The 18,366-nt window shown below is 67.4% G+C and carries 16 protein-coding genes; 4 read left to right on the top strand and 12 right to left on the bottom strand.

Annotation, left to right across the window (positions count from 1 at the left end; translation table 11 throughout):
- Positions 1 to 336: 336 nt before the first annotated feature.
- Entirely contained in the window at positions 337 to 1,218 is an 882-nt protein-coding gene (locus AC1DDO_RS05040; RefSeq protein ID WP_476971566.1) for a biosynthetic peptidoglycan transglycosylase, read from the top strand.
- A 13-nt stretch (positions 1,219 to 1,231) separates the two neighbouring features.
- On the opposite strand, the gene AC1DDO_RS05045 is transcribed toward AC1DDO_RS05040, so the two are convergent.
- The 5 genes from AC1DDO_RS05045 to AC1DDO_RS05065 form a co-directional block, all read right to left on the bottom strand.
- Positions 1,232 to 1,528, bottom strand: a complete 297-nt coding sequence (locus AC1DDO_RS05045) for a hypothetical protein (RefSeq protein ID WP_476867383.1) — start codon at positions 1,526 to 1,528, stop codon at positions 1,232 to 1,234.
- A 155-nt stretch (positions 1,529 to 1,683) separates the two neighbouring features.
- Positions 1,684 to 2,322: a hypothetical protein gene (locus AC1DDO_RS05050; RefSeq protein ID WP_476971567.1), complete on the bottom strand. Its 639-nt coding sequence runs from the start codon at positions 2,320 to 2,322 to the stop codon at positions 1,684 to 1,686.
- Positions 2,323 to 2,441: 119 nt separating this feature from the next.
- Positions 2,442 to 4,268 carry a hypothetical protein gene (locus AC1DDO_RS05055; RefSeq protein ID WP_476971568.1) on the bottom strand — a complete coding sequence of 609 codons (1,827 nt, stop codon included), beginning with the start codon at positions 4,266 to 4,268 and terminating at the stop codon, positions 2,442 to 2,444.
- A 160-nt stretch (positions 4,269 to 4,428) separates the two neighbouring features.
- The gene (locus AC1DDO_RS05060; RefSeq protein WP_476867380.1) at positions 4,429 to 6,309 is read right to left on the bottom strand and encodes a hypothetical protein; all 1,881 of its coding nucleotides are present in this window, start codon (positions 6,307 to 6,309) and stop codon (positions 4,429 to 4,431) included.
- A gap of 189 nt (positions 6,310 to 6,498) precedes the next feature.
- Positions 6,499 to 8,115, bottom strand: a complete 1,617-nt coding sequence (locus AC1DDO_RS05065) for a cellulase family glycosylhydrolase (protein ID WP_476867379.1) — start codon at positions 8,113 to 8,115, stop codon at positions 6,499 to 6,501.
- A 356-nt stretch (positions 8,116 to 8,471) separates the two neighbouring features.
- Here AC1DDO_RS05065 and AC1DDO_RS05070 point away from each other — a divergent pair, with 356 nt between their 5' ends.
- Genes AC1DDO_RS05070 through AC1DDO_RS05080 form a run of 3 tightly spaced genes read left to right on the top strand, consistent with a single transcriptional unit; the run spans position 8,472 to position 11,210 of the window.
- Positions 8,472 to 9,836 carry an MFS transporter gene (locus tag AC1DDO_RS05070; RefSeq protein WP_476867378.1) on the top strand — a complete coding sequence of 455 codons (1,365 nt, stop codon included), beginning with the start codon at positions 8,472 to 8,474 and terminating at the stop codon, positions 9,834 to 9,836.
- 60 nt (positions 9,837 to 9,896) lie between these two features.
- Positions 9,897 to 10,943 carry a hypothetical protein gene (locus AC1DDO_RS05075; protein WP_476971569.1) on the top strand — a complete coding sequence of 349 codons (1,047 nt, stop codon included), beginning with the start codon at positions 9,897 to 9,899 and terminating at the stop codon, positions 10,941 to 10,943.
- A 36-nt stretch (positions 10,944 to 10,979) separates the two neighbouring features.
- Positions 10,980 to 11,210 carry a hypothetical protein gene (locus tag AC1DDO_RS05080; RefSeq protein WP_476867376.1) on the top strand — a complete coding sequence of 77 codons (231 nt, stop codon included), beginning with the start codon at positions 10,980 to 10,982 and terminating at the stop codon, positions 11,208 to 11,210.
- A 232-nt stretch (positions 11,211 to 11,442) separates the two neighbouring features.
- Here AC1DDO_RS05080 and AC1DDO_RS05085 read toward each other — a convergent pair whose 3' ends face one another.
- The 7 genes from AC1DDO_RS05085 to AC1DDO_RS05115 all read right to left on the bottom strand — a co-directional run bounded on the left by AC1DDO_RS05085 (position 11,443) and on the right by AC1DDO_RS05115 (position 18,215).
- Complete coding sequence (locus AC1DDO_RS05085; protein ID WP_476867375.1) at positions 11,443 to 12,288, bottom strand: aldo/keto reductase; 846 nt, start codon at positions 12,286 to 12,288, stop codon at positions 11,443 to 11,445.
- A 165-nt stretch (positions 12,289 to 12,453) separates the two neighbouring features.
- Positions 12,454 to 12,921, bottom strand: coding sequence for a hypothetical protein (locus tag AC1DDO_RS05090; protein WP_476867374.1), 468 nt, complete (start codon positions 12,919 to 12,921; stop codon positions 12,454 to 12,456).
- 7 nt (positions 12,922 to 12,928) lie between these two features.
- Positions 12,929 to 13,609: a bacterial proteasome activator family protein gene (locus tag AC1DDO_RS05095; protein ID WP_476867373.1), complete on the bottom strand. Its 681-nt coding sequence runs from the start codon at positions 13,607 to 13,609 to the stop codon at positions 12,929 to 12,931.
- Positions 13,610 to 13,839: 230 nt separating this feature from the next.
- Positions 13,840 to 14,031, bottom strand: coding sequence for a YbdD/YjiX family protein (locus AC1DDO_RS05100; RefSeq protein WP_476867372.1), 192 nt, complete (start codon positions 14,029 to 14,031; stop codon positions 13,840 to 13,842).
- A 13-nt stretch (positions 14,032 to 14,044) separates the two neighbouring features.
- Positions 14,045 to 16,384: a carbon starvation CstA family protein gene (locus AC1DDO_RS05105; protein ID WP_476867371.1), complete on the bottom strand. Its 2,340-nt coding sequence runs from the start codon at positions 16,382 to 16,384 to the stop codon at positions 14,045 to 14,047.
- Between the two features lie 133 nt (positions 16,385 to 16,517).
- A complete protein-coding gene (locus tag AC1DDO_RS05110) occupies positions 16,518 to 17,054 on the bottom strand; it encodes a PadR family transcriptional regulator (RefSeq protein ID WP_476867370.1) in 537 nt (178 codons plus the stop codon).
- 177 nt (positions 17,055 to 17,231) lie between these two features.
- The gene (locus tag AC1DDO_RS05115) at positions 17,232 to 18,215 is read right to left on the bottom strand and encodes an NAD(P)H-quinone oxidoreductase (RefSeq protein WP_476867369.1); all 984 of its coding nucleotides are present in this window, start codon (positions 18,213 to 18,215) and stop codon (positions 17,232 to 17,234) included.
- Positions 18,216 to 18,366: the final 151 nt, after the last annotated feature.

Genomic DNA, 18,366 nt, shown 5'->3' on the forward strand with positions numbered 1-18,366 from the left:
ATGGCCAACAGGCTCGAGCAGATGAACGCCACAATCCCGGTGACAAGCGCACGGCCTTGCCGCCGTAATCCCTTGCACAGTCGACTGAGAGCAATACTCAGGGCGGCCCGGTAGAATTTCGTCCCATCCTTTATCTCTTTCGGAGGTAACCGGGGGGCGAGCAGCGAAGGCAGACCGATGGACATACCGACACCACCGACCTCGCAGCGGCGTTTGCCGCCGGACCACCTCCCTCGATCAGGCCGTCCGGACGCGCAACCGCCTAAGGTTGTAAGTTACCCGGTGCCCGAGGCCCTGGCGCCGCAAGAGCCTGCGTTGCCAAGGGTAAGCCCGCCTGTGGCGGAGCCAGATCAAGCCCAGCAGCCCGTCCCTCCGGTCCGTCAGCCAGGCAAGCGTCCCAAGCGAAAGTGGCGCCGCAAGGTCCTGCTTGCTCTGATCGCCCCACTAGTTCTGGTCCAGATCATTGCCTTCATGTTCAGCATGGGCGTGACCCCGCCGCGCACCGCATACATGCTGGAGGCCGGCGAGCCCAACGTCTACCAGTTCGTCTCGATCAACCACATCAGCCGGCACCTGCTCGCGGCGACCGTCGCCCATGAAGACGAACAGCTCGGCACCCGCAGTGGAGCCTTCGACCTCGGCGACTACCAGGCCAGGGCACAAGCGTATTTCCAGGGGAAGCCCGATCCCAGTGGCTCCACCATCCCCCAACAACTAGTGAAGAACATCTTCCTCTGGGACGACCAGAGCGCCCCCCGAAAAGGGATTGAGGCCGTCCTGGCCACCCAATTCAGCTACACGTTGAGCCCTCAGCGGACTTTGGAGCTGTACTTGAACTATGCCCAGTTCGGTCCTCATTTGTATGGTGTCTGCGCCGCCAGCTGGTACTACTTTGGAATACCTCCGTGGAACATGTCGGACTACGAGTCTGCTCAACTGATGGGTGTCTTACCACTGCCGGATCTGGTCAAGCGGGACCCCAACGGGGGTATCTACTTGGGCGCCGGTGTCCACCCCGCCGTCTGGGACTTGGTGAACGGGGCCGCGAACGTCTGGGTTCCGCGGCAGATCGCTGGCCTGGGCGGATGGCAGTCGGCCGTCGCGACGGTCGGCATCACTGACACCGCCGACAGCCACGCTGATCGGCGCTCCGACGACGATGCGTGCTCGACGATGCCTGACAGCGTAAAGGAACGTATCCAGAGCGAAGCCGGCTAGGCCAGGCTCCCGGTCAGGCGCCCGCACCCGGGGTGAAGTAATTGTGGACGTCCAGGTACTTCAGGGTAGGCGGCGACGGGATACCGACTTCGGCCGAGTAGGGGCCGATCTGGTCCTTCGCGAAGGCGTCGTAGAGTTCCCTCGACTCCCATAAATCGGTGACAAGGATCCCGCCGTCGGTGGCGGCCACCCAGTGTCCCAGGGCGCCCGCCGGGCCGGGACCTCCCGGCGTGAGGCCCATCTTGCCTATGACTTGGTCGTATTGCTCCAGTGTGGCACCGGCAAATTCCATGATGACTGCGACGGCCATTGTCTTCTCCTCACAGGCGGCAGGCCGCAAGGCAGCGGCCTGCGATTTGGTTTGATACGGCACGGTCTACGCCGGAGCCAGGGGATCGTCAATACGCCGCTGATTAGGGCGTTCTCAGTTCCGCGGACTGCCGTCGAAAGGCTACCTGTCCCGGCTTATGGTTTGTGAGCCTGGCCGTTCAGTTGTTCTCGCTTTTCGCTGCGCCGCTCCCAGACGAAGGCCCCGGCTGCGGCCAGCAGCAGGGCCACGGTGACGCCGGCAATCACCAGCACCGGGCCCATGTCCCATGCTGCCTCCTCCGCGGCGGTTGAACTGGCTGAGGAAGCAGGGGAAGCAGCCGGAGCCTGTGCGGTCGCAGAGGGTTCCTGTGTTGTCGGCACCTCGGGCGTTGAGGGGGTCGGCGTCTCCGAATCCGCGGGTGCGGGTGTCCCCTCTGTTTCCGGAGCCTGTACTTCCCCGGCAGGTTTGAGAACCCCTCCGCTGGGGTCCAGGACGATCCCGGTCGGATCGGGATCGCCGTCGGGGCCGACCGTGGCGCAGGCATCCACGTCGTTGTAGAAGACGTGTACATGACCGTCGGGGCACACGAACGGATCCGCCGGTGCGACGTCGGTCATGTCCGGCTCCGCGTAGGCGTTGTCGGTCGGGCTGGCTGTGGGACTGGCGGACGGCCCTTCGGTTTCCAGGTCGCCAGTGACATTTTCAGCGGTGGCGGAAGCGGCCCCGGTCAAGGCAATGAGCGCGGCGGCCGGCAGCAGCAGGGCCAGGGCCGCTGCTTTGCGTAGGGGATTCATGATGTTCTTTCATGGCTGCGCGTCTATCAAGGACGCGCGGCAGCCGGGACGGACGGGCCAAGGTCCCCCGGGCCACGGCATGCGGCGCGCCCGGGGAGTCCGTTGGTCAGCGGCCTGGGTCACTGCGCTATGCGCGCCGCGCTGGTTCGGGAGACGGTGGTGTAGCCGAACCGGGAGCCGGTGACTCGGACGGTGAGCTTGGTGCCCTTGTCGGCGGTCCGGACCTTGTAGGTCGAATCCGTGGCTCCTGAGATCGGGACGCCGTTGCGCAGCCACTGGTACGTGAAGGCAGTGCCCCAGGTCCAGGTGCCCCGCTTCACGGTCAGGACGTTCCCGGCCTTGACGGTGCCGGCAATCGTCGGGGTGGCCGACGTCAGGGGTAGGCCCGCCACCGTCGCCGAAGCGGTGAGCGTCTGGCCATGGCCGCCCGACACAGTCGGGTTCACGTCGACCGAGAGCTTCGTGCCGGCGTCGGCCTTCGCCAGGACGTAACTCCAGCCGTAGGCCCCGGCGATCTGGACGCCGTCACGCAGCCACATTACGTCCGAAGAGATCCCCGCCCGGTCATACCAGGGGTCGGGGGTCAAGGTCACCTTCGACCCGACGGTCAGGGTCCCGCTAATGGCCCGCGTCGACTCACGCGCGGTCACGGGCTTGGGTGCGGTGACTTGTACCCAAGCGGTGGTGTAGCCGGGGGTGGACGCGGTCACGACGACGGTGAGGGTCTTGCCCACTTGGGGCCCGTCCGGGGTGAACGTGGGGCCGCTGGACACGCTATCCCCGGCCGAGGAGAACCAGTTGTAGGTGAACTTCAGCTTGTCGGAGGGTGCGGACCAGGTGCCGGCCGACACCTTCATCACAGAGCCGGTCACGGCGTCCCCGGTCACGACCGGCTTGGTGACGTTCGTCAGCTGCTTCAGCTCTCCGGCCGCCGGCACTGCGACCGGGTTGGAGTAGATGTGGGTGTCGTACCAAATGCCGGACTCCAGGACCACGGTGTGGCCCTGGTCCTTGGCCGTGATCTTGTAGGTCAGCGCGGTGGCTCCGGAAATCGCGGCGCCGTCGCGCAGCCACTGGTAGGTGTGCGGGCGCGCGCTGGAAGTCCAGGGAACATCATCAGCGGCGGTGAGGACGTCCCCCAGGCCGGTGCCGCCGGTGACCACGGCGCCGGGGGCTGGATCGAAGTCAGAAACCTTTCGCTGTTTAGAGGTCACGGTGGCCGGCTTGAACCCGGGCGCGTGACCCGTGACCCTGACGCTGAATAGCCCCGTTGAACGGCAGCCCCTCGGGTCGAACATTTCCGCGGTGGCACCCGGGATGAGCTTGCCGTCGCAGAGCCACTGGTACTGGAGGTGGATGTCCGGAGCGCCCTTAAAAGTCGCCCCACCGGACACGAGGCGGCTGGGCCGATCCGGGTGGGTGTTAAATGAATAGATACCAGCGTACCCCGCATACACGACAGACGCGACGGTGCCGCCGGCGTTCGTGACAGGGGCAGTTTTGGTGGACTGCAGGGTCGTCTTTGCATAGCTCGGCGCTGCCGCCGTGGTCTTGACCCGGATGCCCTTGCCGAGGTCCGCCGTGGTGAGCAGATAGGTGGGGCCGGTGGCGCCCAGGACCGGCACATCGTTGCGCAGCCACTGATGCGTGAGCTTCGCGTCGGCGGGGTCCCAGTCACCGTCAACAACGGTCAGGGTGCTGCCGACCTGGAGGGCTCCGCTGATGCCGGGCCGCGGGCCGGCGACGGCACCGCCGTTGACCTGCACCGGGTACGGATGCCCGTCCGGCGCCGTGCAGAACCTGACTGAGTCGACCACCGGGCCGCAGGAGTCTGAGTTCGGAGTGGCCCACATTTCATCATCGGCCTGCGCCGGAACGGCGAGGCCGGCAAGCGAGAGCGCGGCGAGTGCCCCGGCGATGCCGAGGCGGATGATCTTCTTGTTCAATTTTCCCCCAAGTCTTTGAGCCGGTGACCCGGCTCCCCCGTCGCCGAGCATAGTGCCCAGACACCCTTTTGACAACGTTGCCGCAGGTCAGGGACCCAATGCGGCAAGGGCGTCTAGGACGATGCCAGGATCCTTTGCCTCGCACCCGGGGTGCCTGCGGTCAACGGGCGAAGTAGGCCCCGCTGGTCCGGGTGACGGTCGTGTAGCCGAGCCGGGAGCCAGTGACACGGACGGTAATCCTCTTATCCCTGTCGGCCGAACGGACCTTGTAAGTCGACTCCGTTGCACCGTAGATCGGGACGCCGTTGCGCAGCCAGCGGTACTTGAACGCGGTGCCCCAGGTCCAGGTGCCGGGCTTCGCGGTGACTACTTTTCCGGCCCTGACGGTGCCGGCGATCGTCGGCGTAGCCGAGATCAGGGTCGCAGCGGCCACCTTCGCCGAAGTGTCGACCGTCTGGGTCTTCAGGGTCCTGCCGTCCAGTGTCGAGGTGACCCGGAGAGAGATTTTCTTGCCGAAGTCGGCCCCCACCAGGGTGTAGCGCCGGCCGGTGGCCCCGGCGATCGGGGTGCCGTCGCGCAGCCACTGGCGGGACTCCTTCACCTCCGAATCGCGGTCGGACCAGTCACCGGTGTAGGTGTAGAGCTCCATCCCCACGGTCAGGATGCCCTGGATGGCTGGGGCTTTTGTCTGGGTCGGGTCCGGCGCGGTCACGGGCTTGGGCGCGGTGACCTTTGCCCAGGCGGTGGTATATCCGGGAGCCGTGGCGGTCGCAATGAGCGTGACCGTCGACCCAAGCTGGGTCATGTTGGGGGTGAACGTCGGGCCGGTGGCCGACACCTTCCCGTCCTGGGACTGCCAGTAGTAGATGACGGTCAGATTGTCGGCCGGTTCGGACCAGGTGCCGGCCGTCGCCGTCATCGCCGTGCCAATCACTGCGGTACCGGTCAGGACCGGCTTGGTGACGTTCGTCAGCGGCTTCAGCTCAACCTTCGGGGGCTCCGGGGGTGCCGGGGGCGCCGGGATGACCGTGCCCACGGCCGGGGGGACGGTCACTGAGTTGGAGGTGGCCTTGGGCCCGCCAGACGCGGTCACCAGCTCCAGGGTGTGGCCCTGGTCCTCGGCGGTGATCGCATAGGTCAGGTCGTTGGCGTCGAGAATCGGGACACCGTCGCGCGTCCACTGGAAGCGGTGCTGATTCCAATCGCGGGTGTTCCGGTCGGTGTGGTCAAACCAGGGAAGGTCGACGGCGGTGAGGACGTCCCCCACCGCGGTGCCGCCGGTGACCACAGCGCCGGGCGTCTCGGGGGTGAAGGTGCCGCGGCTGGCTGCGGAGGTCACGGAGACCGGGTCGAGGCCGGTGGCGTAGCCGGTGACCCGGAGGCTGAGCAGCCCCGTCGGGCCCCACGTTGTCGTATCAAATCTTGGGGCGGTGGCACCAGGGATGGGCGAGCCGTCACGGAGCCACTGATACTGGAGCTGGACGCCACCCGGGCCCCAGTCCCCCAGCTGGGCGACGACGACGGGCGAGTATTCACCCTCTTCTGCGCCCAGGGATTCGAAGCCAACAGACCCCGCCCGGACCGTCGGAACGGCGCCGGCGGCGTCTGTGACCGGCGCCGTCTTGGTGGACTGGACGGTGGTTGCCATGTACTCCGGAGCGCGGCCCGTGGTCTTGACCCGGATGCCCTTTCCGAGGTCCGACCTGGTCAGCCGGTACGTGGTACCGGTGGCGCCCAGGATCGGTACGTCGTTGCGCAGCCACTGGTGTGTGAGTGTCGCGTTGGAGGGATCCCAGACGCCGTCGTAAACGGTGATGGTGTTGCCGACCAGCAGGGCGCCCCCGATAAGCGGCCGCGGGCCAGCAACCGGGCTGTTGACCATCACCGGATACTGACTCCCGTCCGGCGTCGTGCAGAGCTTGATCGAATCAACGATCGGGCCGCAGGACGGTACGAAGCCTGCGTGCGCCGGAACCGCGAGCCCGGCAAGTAGCGCGGTGAGGGCCCCGGCGGCGCCGAGACGAAAGGCCTTGTTTTTCAATTGTTCCCCCAAAGACAGCACCTGCCGACAGCCGGCAGGTGCACCCAATGGACACAGTATCCGGGACTGACGAGGCATTTCTATCCCTGCATCGGCTAATTACAGCGGAGTTCCCAGCATTGACTCCAGTCCGGACATGTCGCAGGTCAAAATACCCCGGAAATCATTAATTTCCGGGGTCTTTTGCGGCTACTTCAGGGTCAGCACCGGGTTGACGGGGGCCTTTAGAGAATCCACTTGCAGGCCCACCGACAGTTTCTGGCCGGGCGCGATCTTGGTGGCCCAGTCCGTACCGCTGCAGGTCACCGACACTTTGGGGACAACCGTGCAGTTGATTCCCCAGGAATTGGCCACCCGGGTGACATTCGGATCCGGCCAGCTCACGCTCCAGCTGGAGGCCGCCCGGAGCCCGGTGACCTCGATATTGGCCACGTAGCCGCCGGTCCACGAACTGCCGAGTTTCCAGACCGCGCTGATGGACCCGCCCGACGTCGGCGTGGCAGTCGGCGTCGGCGACGGCGTGGCAGTCGGCGTGGCAGTCGGGGTTGGCGACGGCGTCGGCGTGGCGGTCGGCGTCGGTGACTGGCTGCCCTTCAGGATGGGTGCGAGCGCTGCCAGTTTGGCGGCCTCCGGGGTGCGCCAGTCCGCCTGGACGAGGCCCCCGGTGATGCCGCTGTTCGGGTTGAAGGACCAATACGCGAAGCTCATGGAGTTGGTCGCGAGGTAGGAGACGATCTTCTCCATCCACTGCTTGTCCGACGTCGTCTGCAGCGCGGTCCCGAACTCGCCGAGCAGGACCGGGGCGATGCCCTGCTTCTGGATGTAACCCCAGTTGGCGTCCCATACTGCCGGCAGGTTGTTGGGGTAGTTGGCGTCGCTGAACCACTTTTGCGCATACAGCGAGGCGGGGTAGTCGTGCGGGGAATAGACCACGCGGTTGGGTGTGGCCAGGGTGACCGGTTTGTTCTTGACGTCGGCCAGGCCGCCGCCCCACCAGGTGTAGGTGCCGTTGCCCTGGTTTTCGATGCCCTCGATGATGATCAGCAGGTTGGGGTTGGCGGCCAGCACGGCATTGCCGCCGCGAGTGGCTGCAGCCTGCCAGTCCGTGGCGGCCGCTCCGCCCCAGGTTGCCGCCCCGGCAGGCTCATTGTGAAGGTCGGCGCCGATGACGGTGGGATCGTTCTTGTAGCGCGCGGCCAGCATTTTCCAGTCCGCGATCCACTTCGACTCCGGGTACGCGGCGGTGTACCAGAGCGGGGACTGGTCGGCGGAGGACGGGCGGTGCCGGTCCAGGATGATTTGCAGGCCGTTGGCCTTGGCGCGGGCAATGACGGTATCCATCAGGACCAGCGGCGTCTTGCCCTCCAGCCCATAGGCGCGGTTGGCCCAGTAGTTCAGGTTGCCCTTGATGCTGGTCGCGGCCAGGCACTCATTGGAGAACGGCAGGCGGACGGTATTGAAGCCCATCGACTTGATGTTGGCCAGGGCGTCATCGATGGTCAGGGTCCCCCACAGGCCGTGCGGCATGCAGTCAGGGGTTTCCATGCCGAACCAGGACGCGGCCTTAATCGTGTACGGGGCGTTGTTCGAGTCCAGGATCGCTGCGCCGGAAGTGTGCAGCCAGCCACTGGGCGACGGAGTCGTTGCCGCTCTCACGGCCAGGGGCGCGCCGCCCGGCGCCGCCTGTGCCGAGACGGCGAGGACGGAGAGCGCGAGCACGCCCGCCAGGGCGGAACTGAGCAGGGCGGCGGCGACAGGATTGCGCCGCCGGCCGGTGTGGCGAGGCGGGTTCGAAAATAGCTTCACAGTTCCTCCGTGAGGGCGTGGGCGGTTTCCAGATTCGCCGGAGCGTCGCTGGGAGCCGGAATGGCCGGATGCATCAGGGCCGTCCGGTCTGAGCCGGAAAGTGCCTTCGGGCGCCCCCTTGACGGTTCCGTGGGGGCGCACAGAATTGCTACTGCGGTGAGCTCATGATTGTGAAGCCTTTCAATCCGTCATTGTGGGTCCCCCCGGCCCGCACAATGCGGATCGGCTCTCAAAAAGTACCAAGCCGTGGGCAAGAAAGAACCACTTTGGTCAATATTTCCTTCGGCGCCTCGACGCGGCCACAGTGGCCTGACCTGCGTATTGTCTTTTTCCAGGCCGTCCGCCAGCCTTAGTGAATGGAATGGCCCGGGCGCAGGCTGCCGGCCCGCCAGCAGGAATTCCCGCCGCCGCGGTCCGGAGGCCACCCCGACAATGGCCGGCACCGGCTGTGGGGCCCGGTTATCGGTTTCGGCCTGGTCAGCCTCGCCACGGACATGGTGTCCGACGGCGCCCGCCCGCTGGGAGGTCCCCTGCTCGCCCAGCTCGGCGCGTCCGCGCTATTCGTCGGTCTCGTGACCGGAGCCGCGGAGGCCGCGTCCCAGGGACTCCGGGTGGTGTTCGGTCCGTGGGCGGACCATACGGGCAAGTACTGGACGTTCACGATGGCCGGGTATGCCCTCACGGCGGTGTGCGTCCCGCTGCTGGCGTTGACGCCATTTGCCGGGAGCGCCGGGCTGGCCCTGGCGGCGGCGCTCATCATCGGGGACAGGGTTGGCAAAGCCGTCCGCAGCCCGGCGAAAACCGTACTGCTCGCTGCCGCCGTCCAGCCGGTTGGCCGGGGCCGCGGCTTCGCCGTCCACAAATCCCTCGATTTGGCCGGGGCTCTCCTGGGCCCGTTGCTCGTTTCGGCGGTCCTGGTTGCCACCGGCTCGCTTCCGGCGGCCTTTGCGGTGCTCGTCGTTCCGGCGGTGGCAGCGCTGGCGATTCTCTTTTGGTTGCGTCGCCGCGTCCAGGAACCCGGTGGCGACACGCCAATTCCCGACGCCGACCCCGCCGGCTTCCCGGGCCCGGACGCCGCGCGGCGCGGTTCGGACCCAGATTCGGCGCCGAACCACGGGAGAGCCGCCGGCCGGCCGGCGTCGGCGTTCTCCGGCATCTTCATCTTGTTTGCCGCGGCCGCATTCTTGTGGAGCGCCGGGCTGGTGGCCTTCGGCGTCATCTCCTACCATTTGACGGCCGCCATGGCCGTGCCCGTCGCGGTGGTCCCGCTGCTGTACGCCGGCGCCATGGGGGCGGCCGCTGTCGGGGCCCTCTCCAGTGGCGTCATCTACGATCGCGCCGGAGCGGCCGTGCTCCTGGCTCTGCCCGTGCTGATTGCGGGGGTGCCCGTTCTGGCCCTGGGGTCGAGCGCCGGGCTCGTTCTGGCTGGCGTCCTGGTCTGGGGCGCCGCCATGGGCATCCAGGACTCCACGGTCAAGGCGCTGGTGGCCGATCTGGTGCCCCAGCCCCGGCAGGGCACGGCGTATGGAGTATTCGCGGTGTTCGAGGGAGCGGGTGCGTTGGTCGGCGGGGCCCTGTACGGGGCGCTCTACAGCGCGCGGCCGGCGCTCATCATTACCGTCGCCGCACTCCAGGCGGCGGCCCTGGTCCTGCTGCTCGTAACGCTGCACCGGACCCGGCACCTGTCACCGGCTCACGGGCTCGGCGAGGGGCGGACCTAGCGCGCCCGAACGGGGCCGCGGTGGGCGTTCGTCGCAGGGCCGGACTCCTATGATGCTTGCATGGGAACGCGGGAACTCGAGGGCATTGCCGGGCCGCTGTACGCATTGCCGTATGGCGAGTTCGTGGCGGCAAGAACGGCCGCGGCCAAAGACGTCAGCGTCTCTGGCCTCACCGCGGCCGGGCAGCGCGCTCTGGCGGCCGAAGTCCGGGCCTTGCCCAAACCCTCGGTGGCGGCGTGGGCGGTGAACATGCTGGCGGTGCACACCCCCGGAACCCTGCAGGAGGTGGCTGGGCTTGGGACCTCGATGCAGGCCGCCCAGGCCGCCCTGGATGCAGCGGCACTCCGTATCCTCGCCCAGCAGCGGCGCGAGCTTCTCGCCGCCGCGGTAAAGACGGCACACGCCCTGGCCGCCCAGCAGGGACGCGCCATCAGTGCCGCCGTGGCGACGGAAGTGGAGCAGACCCTGCGTGCCGCCACGGCCGACCCCGGCGCCGCAGCTGCCGTGCAGAGCGGCTGTCTGCTCCGGGCACTCTCGGCTGACGGGGTCGACGTCGTCGATCTCGCCGGCGCCGTGGCTGTCCCCGGAAGCCACGCGGCCGCGGTAACTCGCGCTGGAACTGGCCCTGGAACTGACGCTGGAACAGCGAGAAAACCCGACGACGGCGGGACGGCCGGCCGCAGCGGGGCCGAGCCGCCGGCCCGGGCAGGACATCCCGGCGAGGCTGCTGGTGGAAAGTCACCGGAACAGCCCCGCCTCCGGGCGGTCGGGAAAGAAAGGGTGACGCCCACGCCGTCGGCGGTGGAACGGGCGCGTGCCGGCCTGGAAGCGGCCGAGGAGGCCGCAGCAGAGGCCGACGACGACGCACGCCGCGCGGCGGCGGAACTGGCGGACGCGGGGGCGGAGTCCGCCCGGCTGGCCGATGAGGTGCGCGAACTCAGGCGGCGCCTGGACGCGGCGGAAGCCGGGCTCAAGGGAGCGCGGAAGCGTCACGAGCTGGCGGCCGCCATGGCGCAGCAGGCGGCACGGGCAGCGGACCGGCAACGCCGCAAGGAGGTTCTGGCACGGGAACGGGTGCTGCGGCTCGGCAACACGCCGGAGGCGTGAAGCATTACTGTCGGAGGTCGGTTGCACACTGGAAATATGGAGAACAACCAGAATTTCCAGAGTTTCGAACCGGACTTCAACGGCCCGCAGGATGGCGGACTGTACTTCACGGTCACCTACCTGGACACCGACTGCGGCCGGATCCGCACCGAGAGCTTCGATGAGGCCGCCGCCGCAGACCGCTTCGCCAGCCGGTGCGTAGTCGGCGAAGACGGCTGGGCCGTCGTCGATGCAATCCCGGCAAAAGAGCGCCGGGCCGCCGCCTGACTCCCTGAACAGCGTCCGGGCGCCTGTTGCGAGGCGGCGTCCGACAGACGCCTCTCTGGGCGTCATGGTCGCCGCGTATGGGGATGGGCCGGACGCACACAGGGCCTCCACCCCGTGCGGGGGTGAAGGCCCTGTGCGAACGCCGGCTGGCTCAGCCGGCCGCTGCCGGTGACGCCGAACTGGTCATGAAGGCGGCAATGGAACCGCGCTGCCGGCGTCTTGGAATTGTTGCCTAGGCGAAGTCAGAGACGGCCGGGTCCGGGCCGATCCGTCCGGCATCCTCGGCCGAACGGTCCAGGCCGTTGATGGCCTGGATGTCGGTCTCGTCCAGGGTCACGTCCAGGGCCGCGTAGTTTTCGCGGATCCGGGACTCGGTCACCGACTTCGGGATGACCACGTTGCCGATGGCCAGGTGCCAGGCGATGACAACCTGGGCCGGAGTGACACCGTGCTTGCTGGCAATCTGGGAAATGACCGGGCTCTCGAGGAGCTCGCCGCCCTGGCCCAGCGGCGACCAGGCCTGGGTGAGGATGCCCTTGGAAGCGTTGAATTCGCGCAGTTCAGCCTGGCTGAAGAACGGGTGCAGCTCAATCTGGTTGATGGCCGGAACCACGCCGGTCTCATCGATCAGGCGCTGCAGACCCTCCTTGGTGAAGTTGGAGACGCCAATGGTCTTGACCCGGCCCTGCTTTTGGAGCTCGATGAGGGCCTTCCAGGTGTCAACGTACTTGTCCTGCTTGGGCTGCATCCAGTGGATCAGGTACAGGTCCAGGGTCTCCAGGCCCAGGCGCTCCATGGATTCTTCGAACGCCTTCAGGGTGGATTCGTAGCCCTGGTCCGCGTTCCACAGCTTGGTGGTGATGAAAATTTCCTCGGGCTTGAGGCCGGAGCGCTCAATGGCGCGGCCCACGCCTGCTTCGTTGCCGTAGATCTTTGCCGTGTCGATGTGGCGGAAGCCAGCCTCAAACGCCTGGACAACCACCTTTTCGGCCACGTCGTCTTCAACCTGCCACACCCCATATCCGAGCTGGGGGATGGTGTTGCCGTCATTGAAAGTCAGTTCCGGTGAAAAAGTCATATAAGTATCCTGCCAACTTCGGCGCCGTCCGGCCAGCGTCCGGGCGAAGCTAAGCTAGGCGCGTAACCGGGAATACCGGGAAGTATCTGGAATGCAGCGCCAACGCCGCCGGCGCCTGCAATGCCGGAGCAGCCATCACCGGCGCGGTGATGTGCGGACCGCCGCTCAGGTTGGTGTCGGACCGCCGCCGGCAGCCTCCGCAAGCCGCCGCTCGGCGTCGTGGACCTGCTCTACAACGGCCTCAGCGCGCCGCCGCACGGAGGCGGCACCGGCCGGGACGGGCCCAACAGCGAGGCGGAGCATCGCGGCCGCCTCGGCGGTCATGGCGAGGGAATTGCCTGCCGTCGACAGGGCACGGTGGACACCTGCCAGCGGGCCAGGGATGTCCAATCCGTTGCTGGGAAAGCGCCGCTGGGCCTCCGCGCAGACCTGCCGGACGCGGGGCGCGAGCGCCGAGAGCTCGTTGGCGATGTCGACGAGCTCTCCGTAAGGCTCCTCGTCCTCGAACCCCTCGAGGACCTGGTGGTAGCGGTCGAGTCCGCGGTTGAACCGGTCATGGGCGCGCCGCCAAAGCCCTTTGCCAAGTTCGACGTCGTCCCTGCGGCCTTGCCGCGCTGCGCTGAAGAAGCCCAAGGTGGCGCTAGAGGTACTGGCCGGGACCGTGGTCCGGGTCGACGGGTTCGGGGGGCTGCGAGGGATCCGCGCCACGACGGGGCGCTGCGGCGCGGACCGGTTCGCCGTTCTCGCCGATGATGACGCCCGGGGCGATCACGGTTCCGGGCGGCAGCTGGCGCAGCTGCATCTGGGCGTACGTATGCTCCCTGGCGGCGTGCTGCGCCGCGATGGCCGTCTGGATTCCATGGAAGAGCCCCTCGAGCCAGCCGACCAGCTGGGCCTGGGCTATCCGGAGTTCCGCGTCGGAGGGGGTGGCATTTTCCGGAAAGGGAAGGGTGATCCGTTCGAGCTCCTCGACGAGCTCCGGGGCGAGGCCATCCTCGAGTTCCTTGATGGAACGCTCGTGGATTTCAGCCAACCGGCCCCTGGCCGCGTCGTCCAGCGGGGCGGACTTCACTTCGTCCAGCAACTGCTTGACCATCGTGCCGATCCGCATGACCTTCGCGGGTTGGTCCACCAGATCCTGCAGTTCGCTCCCCCGGGGCGGCCTGGGCACCGGCCCGGATCCGCCGGCGCGGGCGGCCGGCGCCGCGGATGAAGCCAGGGGCGCTCCGGTCAGCGGCCGTCCGTCGTTCACGGGCGTGCCTTCGACGGGCACGTCGTCGGCAGTTTGGGCGCCGGGCTGAGTGTCATGCTGATCGCTCATGGCTTCATACTCTCACGCGTCAGGCGGCGCGGTGCCGGCGTCCGCTGGAAGCGGAGGGCGCCGTCGGACACGTTTGTATCCGACGGCTCCGCTCCCCCGGACCCGGGCGGGTGTCCGGTTTTTTCGCAGGTCAGGCGGCGCGACGCGCTCACCACAGTCCGCCCGGCGTCAGCCATCGAGTGACCGTAAGGCAGCGGCGCCGGCCCGGCAGCACCGCTCAGCAACACCGCTCAGCAGCACCGCCCTTGCGGGTGGGTGTCCTGGCGGTCAGTCCGGTCACGCCAGAACTCCCGCTCGGTCAGGGGCGGGCTGGTGTGGCCGGAGGCCTCGTGGTGCTGCAGGTATTTCTTGTAGGCATCGGCGCCGAGGACTCCGCTGAGGTACCCGGCAAATCCGCGGAACCCGGCGAGTACCGCGTTCATGTCCGGCTCCGCATCAGTGGTGTCCGGACTTTTCGAGCCGTTCGCCGGCCGGGAGCCTGTTCCACTCGGTCACGAGTTCGCGTTCCGCTGCTGTGGGAACAAACCCTGCCGGGGCGAAGACGCGGGAGGCCCGGGCGGGGTCTTCGTGCTCGGCGTTGGGGAGCCCTGCGGCGGTGTTCCGCAGGGCCTTGATGGTCGCCATGACCGCTGTGATGATGACGATGATGCTCAGCACAACGAAGATGATGGACAGCCACCCCTGGATCATGGTGTTGCGGACCACGGCCTCCATGGCGGCCTGTGTCTTGGCCGTTCCGAAGGAGGTCTTGCCGTCCGCCAGTGCCTTGGCGAAGGCTGCGTTGTTGGCGAAGTAGCCCACCGCCGGAACGGGCGAGAAGATCTTGTAGAAGCTCGCCGTGATGGTCACGACGGCGGCGAACGCCAGGGGCACGGCCGCGATCCACAGGTACTTCCGGGCGGTGCGCTTGGCGGCAATGGCCAGGCAGACCGAGAGGGCGATGGCCGCGAGCAGCTGGTTGGCGATGCCGAACAGCGGGAACAGCGTGTTGATGCCGCCCAGTGGGTCGGTGACGCCCATGATCAGGACCGCGCCCCAGGCCGCCACCATGACGGCGGTGCAGAGCCAGGCACCCGGACGCCAGGAGTGTTCCTTGAACTTCGGGACGAAGTTGCCGATCGAGTCCTGCAGCATGAAGCGGGCAACCCGGGTGCCGGCGTCGACGGCTGTGAGGATGAAGAGAGCCTCGAACATGATGGCGAAGTGGTACCAGAAGGCCATCATCGCGGTGCCGCCGATGAACTGCTGCATGATGTGGGCCAGGCCGACGGCGAGCGTAGGCGCGCCGCCCGAGCGGGACACAATGCTTTGCTCCCCCACGTCCTTGGCCGTCTGCGCGAGATCCCCGGCGGTGATGTTGACCCCGGACAGGCCCAGGCCGTTGACCCATGCGGCCGCGGTCTCGACGGTCCCGCCGGTCAGCGCTACGGGGGCGTTCATGGCGAAGTAGATGCCGCGGTCAATGGAGATTGCGGCCACGAGGGCCATGATGGCCACGAAGGATTCCATGAGCATGCCGCCGTAGCCGATCAGGCGGGTCTGGCGTTCCTTCTCGATCAGTTTCGGCGTGGTGCCGGAGGCGATCAGGGCGTGGAACCCGGACAGGGCGCCGCACGCGATCGTGACGAACAGGAACGGGAACAGGGCGCCGGAGAAGACCGGACCGTTGTCGCGGCCGGCGAACTCGCTGAACGCCGGCACTGTGATCTCGGGGCGGACCACAATGATGGCCAGGGCCAGCATCACGATCACGCCGATCTTCATGAACGTGGAGAGGTAGTCGCGGGGGGCCAGCAGGAGCCAGACGGGGAGGATGGCCGCGATGAAGCCGTAGACGATGAGGCCCCACGCGATGGTGACCTTGTCCAGGTGGAAGAACGCGGCCCCCCATTCGGTCCCTGCCACAGCGCCGCCGCCGACGATGGCGGCCATGAGCAGGACGAAGCCGATGAGCGAGACCTCCATGACCTTGCCCGGCCTGATGTAGCGCAGGTACACGCCCATGAAGAGCGCGATCGGGATGGTCATGCCTACCGAGAAGACGCCCCAGGGGCTTTCGCCGAGGGCGTTGACCACCACCAGGGCCAGGATGGCGACGATGATCACCATGATGAGCAACGTCGCTATGAGGGCGGCGGTGCCGCCGATCACGCCGAGTTCCTCGCGGGCCATCTGGCCCAGGGAACGGCCGCCGCGGCGCATGGAGAAGAACAGGACGAGATAGTCCTGGACGGCGCCGGCAAGGACGACGCCGATGATGATCCAGATCGTGCCGGGCAGGTAGCCCATCTGAGCGGCGATGACCGGGCCAACGAGGGGTCCGGCGCCGGCGATGGCGGCGAAGTGGTGGCCGAACAGGACGTTGCGGTCCGTGCGGACGTAGTCCTTTCCGTCGGCCTTGTACTCGGCCGGGGTGGCGCGGCGGTCGTTGGGTTTGAGCAGGTAGCGCTCAATGACCTTGGAGTAGAAGCGGTAGCCGATCAGGTACGTGCAGACCGAGGCGAACACAAACCAGATGGCGTTGACGGTCTCGCCACGGACGATCGCCAGCATGAACCAGGCGACGCCGCCCAGCAGTGCGATGGCCGCCCACAGCCCGATCTTGGCGGGCGTCCAGGTGCGGTCCTCGGCCTCGCGGACCGACTCGTCCACCGAGGTTGGCGGGAGTGCCGGGTCCGGATCGATCCGGTCCTCGAGCTGCGCGGTGCCGAGAGTGGTGTTGTTCGTGGTGTTGTTGGTGCTGTCGCGTTGTGTGCCATCTGGCATTGTGCCCATGTCTCCTCCTTGAGAAACCCAGCCGGGCAGCCCACCGGTACAGAACTGCCCCACGCACCCTACCAATGCGGCCGCGAGCTGAAGGCGGGTCGTGCGCCAGGCGGCGGGGATGACGCGACGAGCGGTCGGCCGGTTACCTCTGGAGGTTGCTGAGCTGCATCATGCGGGCCTCGCAGAGGTCCAGCCAGCGCACTTCGGCCTCGGTCTGGAAGATGAGCGAGTCCAGCACCAGGAGCCTGGCGGTGTCGGCGGGGCGCTGGAGCGCGGCCGTGTCGCGGCGCGACTTGGTGTACTCCTGCAGCGCACGGACGGAGACGGCCCGCTGGGCCTGGATGATGGCGCCGACGTCGGTCCCGGGAATCGTGAGGCCGAGGGCGAGCTTGATGGCCAACTCATTCCGGGGCGGAATCGTGCGGGACACGGGGGCCGCGAACCAGTCGCTGACTTCAGCCTGGCCGGCCGGGGTGATGCTGTAGATGACGTGCCCGTCGCCGTCGCCACCGTCATTGCGGACCAGACCGTCGCGTTCCAGCCGGTCAAGGGTGGTGTAGACCTGCCCGATGTTCAGCGGCCAGGAGGACCCGGTGCGGTCCTCGAATTCGGTCCTGAGCTGATAGCCATAGCGCGGGCGGTCCTGCAGGAGGGCGAGGAGACTGTGGCGGATTGACATGGGATACTCCCGGAGGTCAGTAAACCACACAGCATACACGCGCCCCAAGACGCGTGTATACCGCGTATAGACCAAACCTACCGTGGTTGCCGCCCCTGCCGCAAAACAACGCATGCTCCGGACGGAATAAGTCGCCCGTGGCCTGCGGTTTAAGGCAGTTTTGGTGCCGGGCGGCGGCTACATGACCAGCAGGACCTTGCCCACGTGGTCACCGGAATCGAAGTAGGTGTGCGCGGCGGCGACCTGCTCCAGCGGGAAGGTCTTGGCCACGAGGGGCCTGATCCTGCCGTCGGTCAGCATCGGCCACACGGCGTCGCGGACAGCGTTCATGATCACGGTCTTTTCCTCCACCGGGCGCGGACGCAGCGCGGTGGCGATGATGGCGCCCCGTTTCCGCAGCAGCTGTCCCAGGTCCAGTTCCGCCCGGGCGCCGCCCTGCAGCCCAATGACCACAAGGCGCCCGTAGTCGGCGAGCGCATCGATGTTCTGCTCGAGGTACTTGGCCCCCACGACGTCGAGGATGACGTCCGCGCCTTTGCCGCCGTTCTGGGCGCGAAGGCTCGCCGGGAACTCTTCCTCCGTGTAGTTGATGGCGATGTCCGCACCGAGGAAGGCCCGGGCGGTGCCGACCTTCTCCGCATTGCCGGCGGTGGTGGCCACCCGGGCGCCGACGGCCTTGGCCAGCTGGATGGCCATGGTGCCGATGCCGCCCGTGGCCCCATGGATCAGGACCGTTTCGCCCGGCTGCAGCTGCGCCGTCATGATCAGGTTGGAATAGACGGTCGCCGCGACCTCGGGGAGCGATGCCGCTGTGACCAGGTCCACGCCGTCGGGGATGCGCAGAACCTGCCCCGCGGGCACGGACACCTGCTGGGCGTAGCCGCCGCCGGCGAGCAACGCCACCACCTTGTCCCCTACGGAGAACGCCTTGGTCACGCCAGGGCCGAAGCCGGCAATCCTGCCGGAGACTTCCAGCCCAGGGATCTCGGAGGCACCCGGGGGCGGCGGGTAGAACCCCCTGCGCTGCTGCACGTCCGCACGGTTGAGGCCCGCGGCCACGACGTCGATCAGCACCTCGCCGGGCCCGGCCACCGGGGCCTGGACCTCCCGGACTTCCAGGACCTCGGGTCCGCCGGGCTCTGAGATGTAGACAGCCTTCATGGAGTACTCCCGATTCCTAACTGGCTCCGCGCACGTTCGCCGCGGTCACCAGGTTCTATCAACACTCCCCAGAATATGGCGGGGAGTTGCACGCGGCCGTAATTGCAGCGTGTTTTTGTGGCAGCCGACCGCCTATGAAAGACTACTCGTT

This window comes from Arthrobacter sp. 10N43 (assembly GCF_056394525.1).

Coding starts and splice junctions, on each gene's coding strand:
- AC1DDO_RS05070 (WP_476867378.1), top strand. CDS start 8,472: ATGGAATGGCCCGGGCGCAGGCTGCCGGCCCGCCAGCAGGAATTCCCG.
- AC1DDO_RS05095 (WP_476867373.1), bottom strand. CDS start 13,609: ATGAGCGATCAGCATGACACTCAGCCCGGCGCCCAAACTGCCGACGAC.
- AC1DDO_RS05105 (WP_476867371.1), bottom strand. CDS start 16,384: ATGGGCACAATGCCAGATGGCACACAACGCGACAGCACCAACAACACC.
- AC1DDO_RS05045 (WP_476867383.1), bottom strand. CDS start 1,528: ATGGCCGTCGCAGTCATCATGGAATTTGCCGGTGCCACACTGGAGCAA.
- AC1DDO_RS05075 (WP_476971569.1), top strand. CDS start 9,897: ATGGGAACGCGGGAACTCGAGGGCATTGCCGGGCCGCTGTACGCATTG.
- AC1DDO_RS05115 (WP_476867369.1), bottom strand. CDS start 18,215: ATGAAGGCTGTCTACATCTCAGAGCCCGGCGGACCCGAGGTCCTGGAA.
- AC1DDO_RS05100 (WP_476867372.1), bottom strand. CDS start 14,031: ATGAACGCGGTACTCGCCGGGTTCCGCGGATTTGCCGGGTACCTCAGC.
- AC1DDO_RS05085 (WP_476867375.1), bottom strand. CDS start 12,288: ATGACTTTTTCACCGGAACTGACTTTCAATGACGGCAACACCATCCCC.
- AC1DDO_RS05050 (WP_476971567.1), bottom strand. CDS start 2,322: ATGAATCCCCTACGCAAAGCAGCGGCCCTGGCCCTGCTGCTGCCGGCC.
- AC1DDO_RS05110 (WP_476867370.1), bottom strand. CDS start 17,054: ATGTCAATCCGCCACAGTCTCCTCGCCCTCCTGCAGGACCGCCCGCGC.
- AC1DDO_RS05080 (WP_476867376.1), top strand. CDS start 10,980: ATGGAGAACAACCAGAATTTCCAGAGTTTCGAACCGGACTTCAACGGC.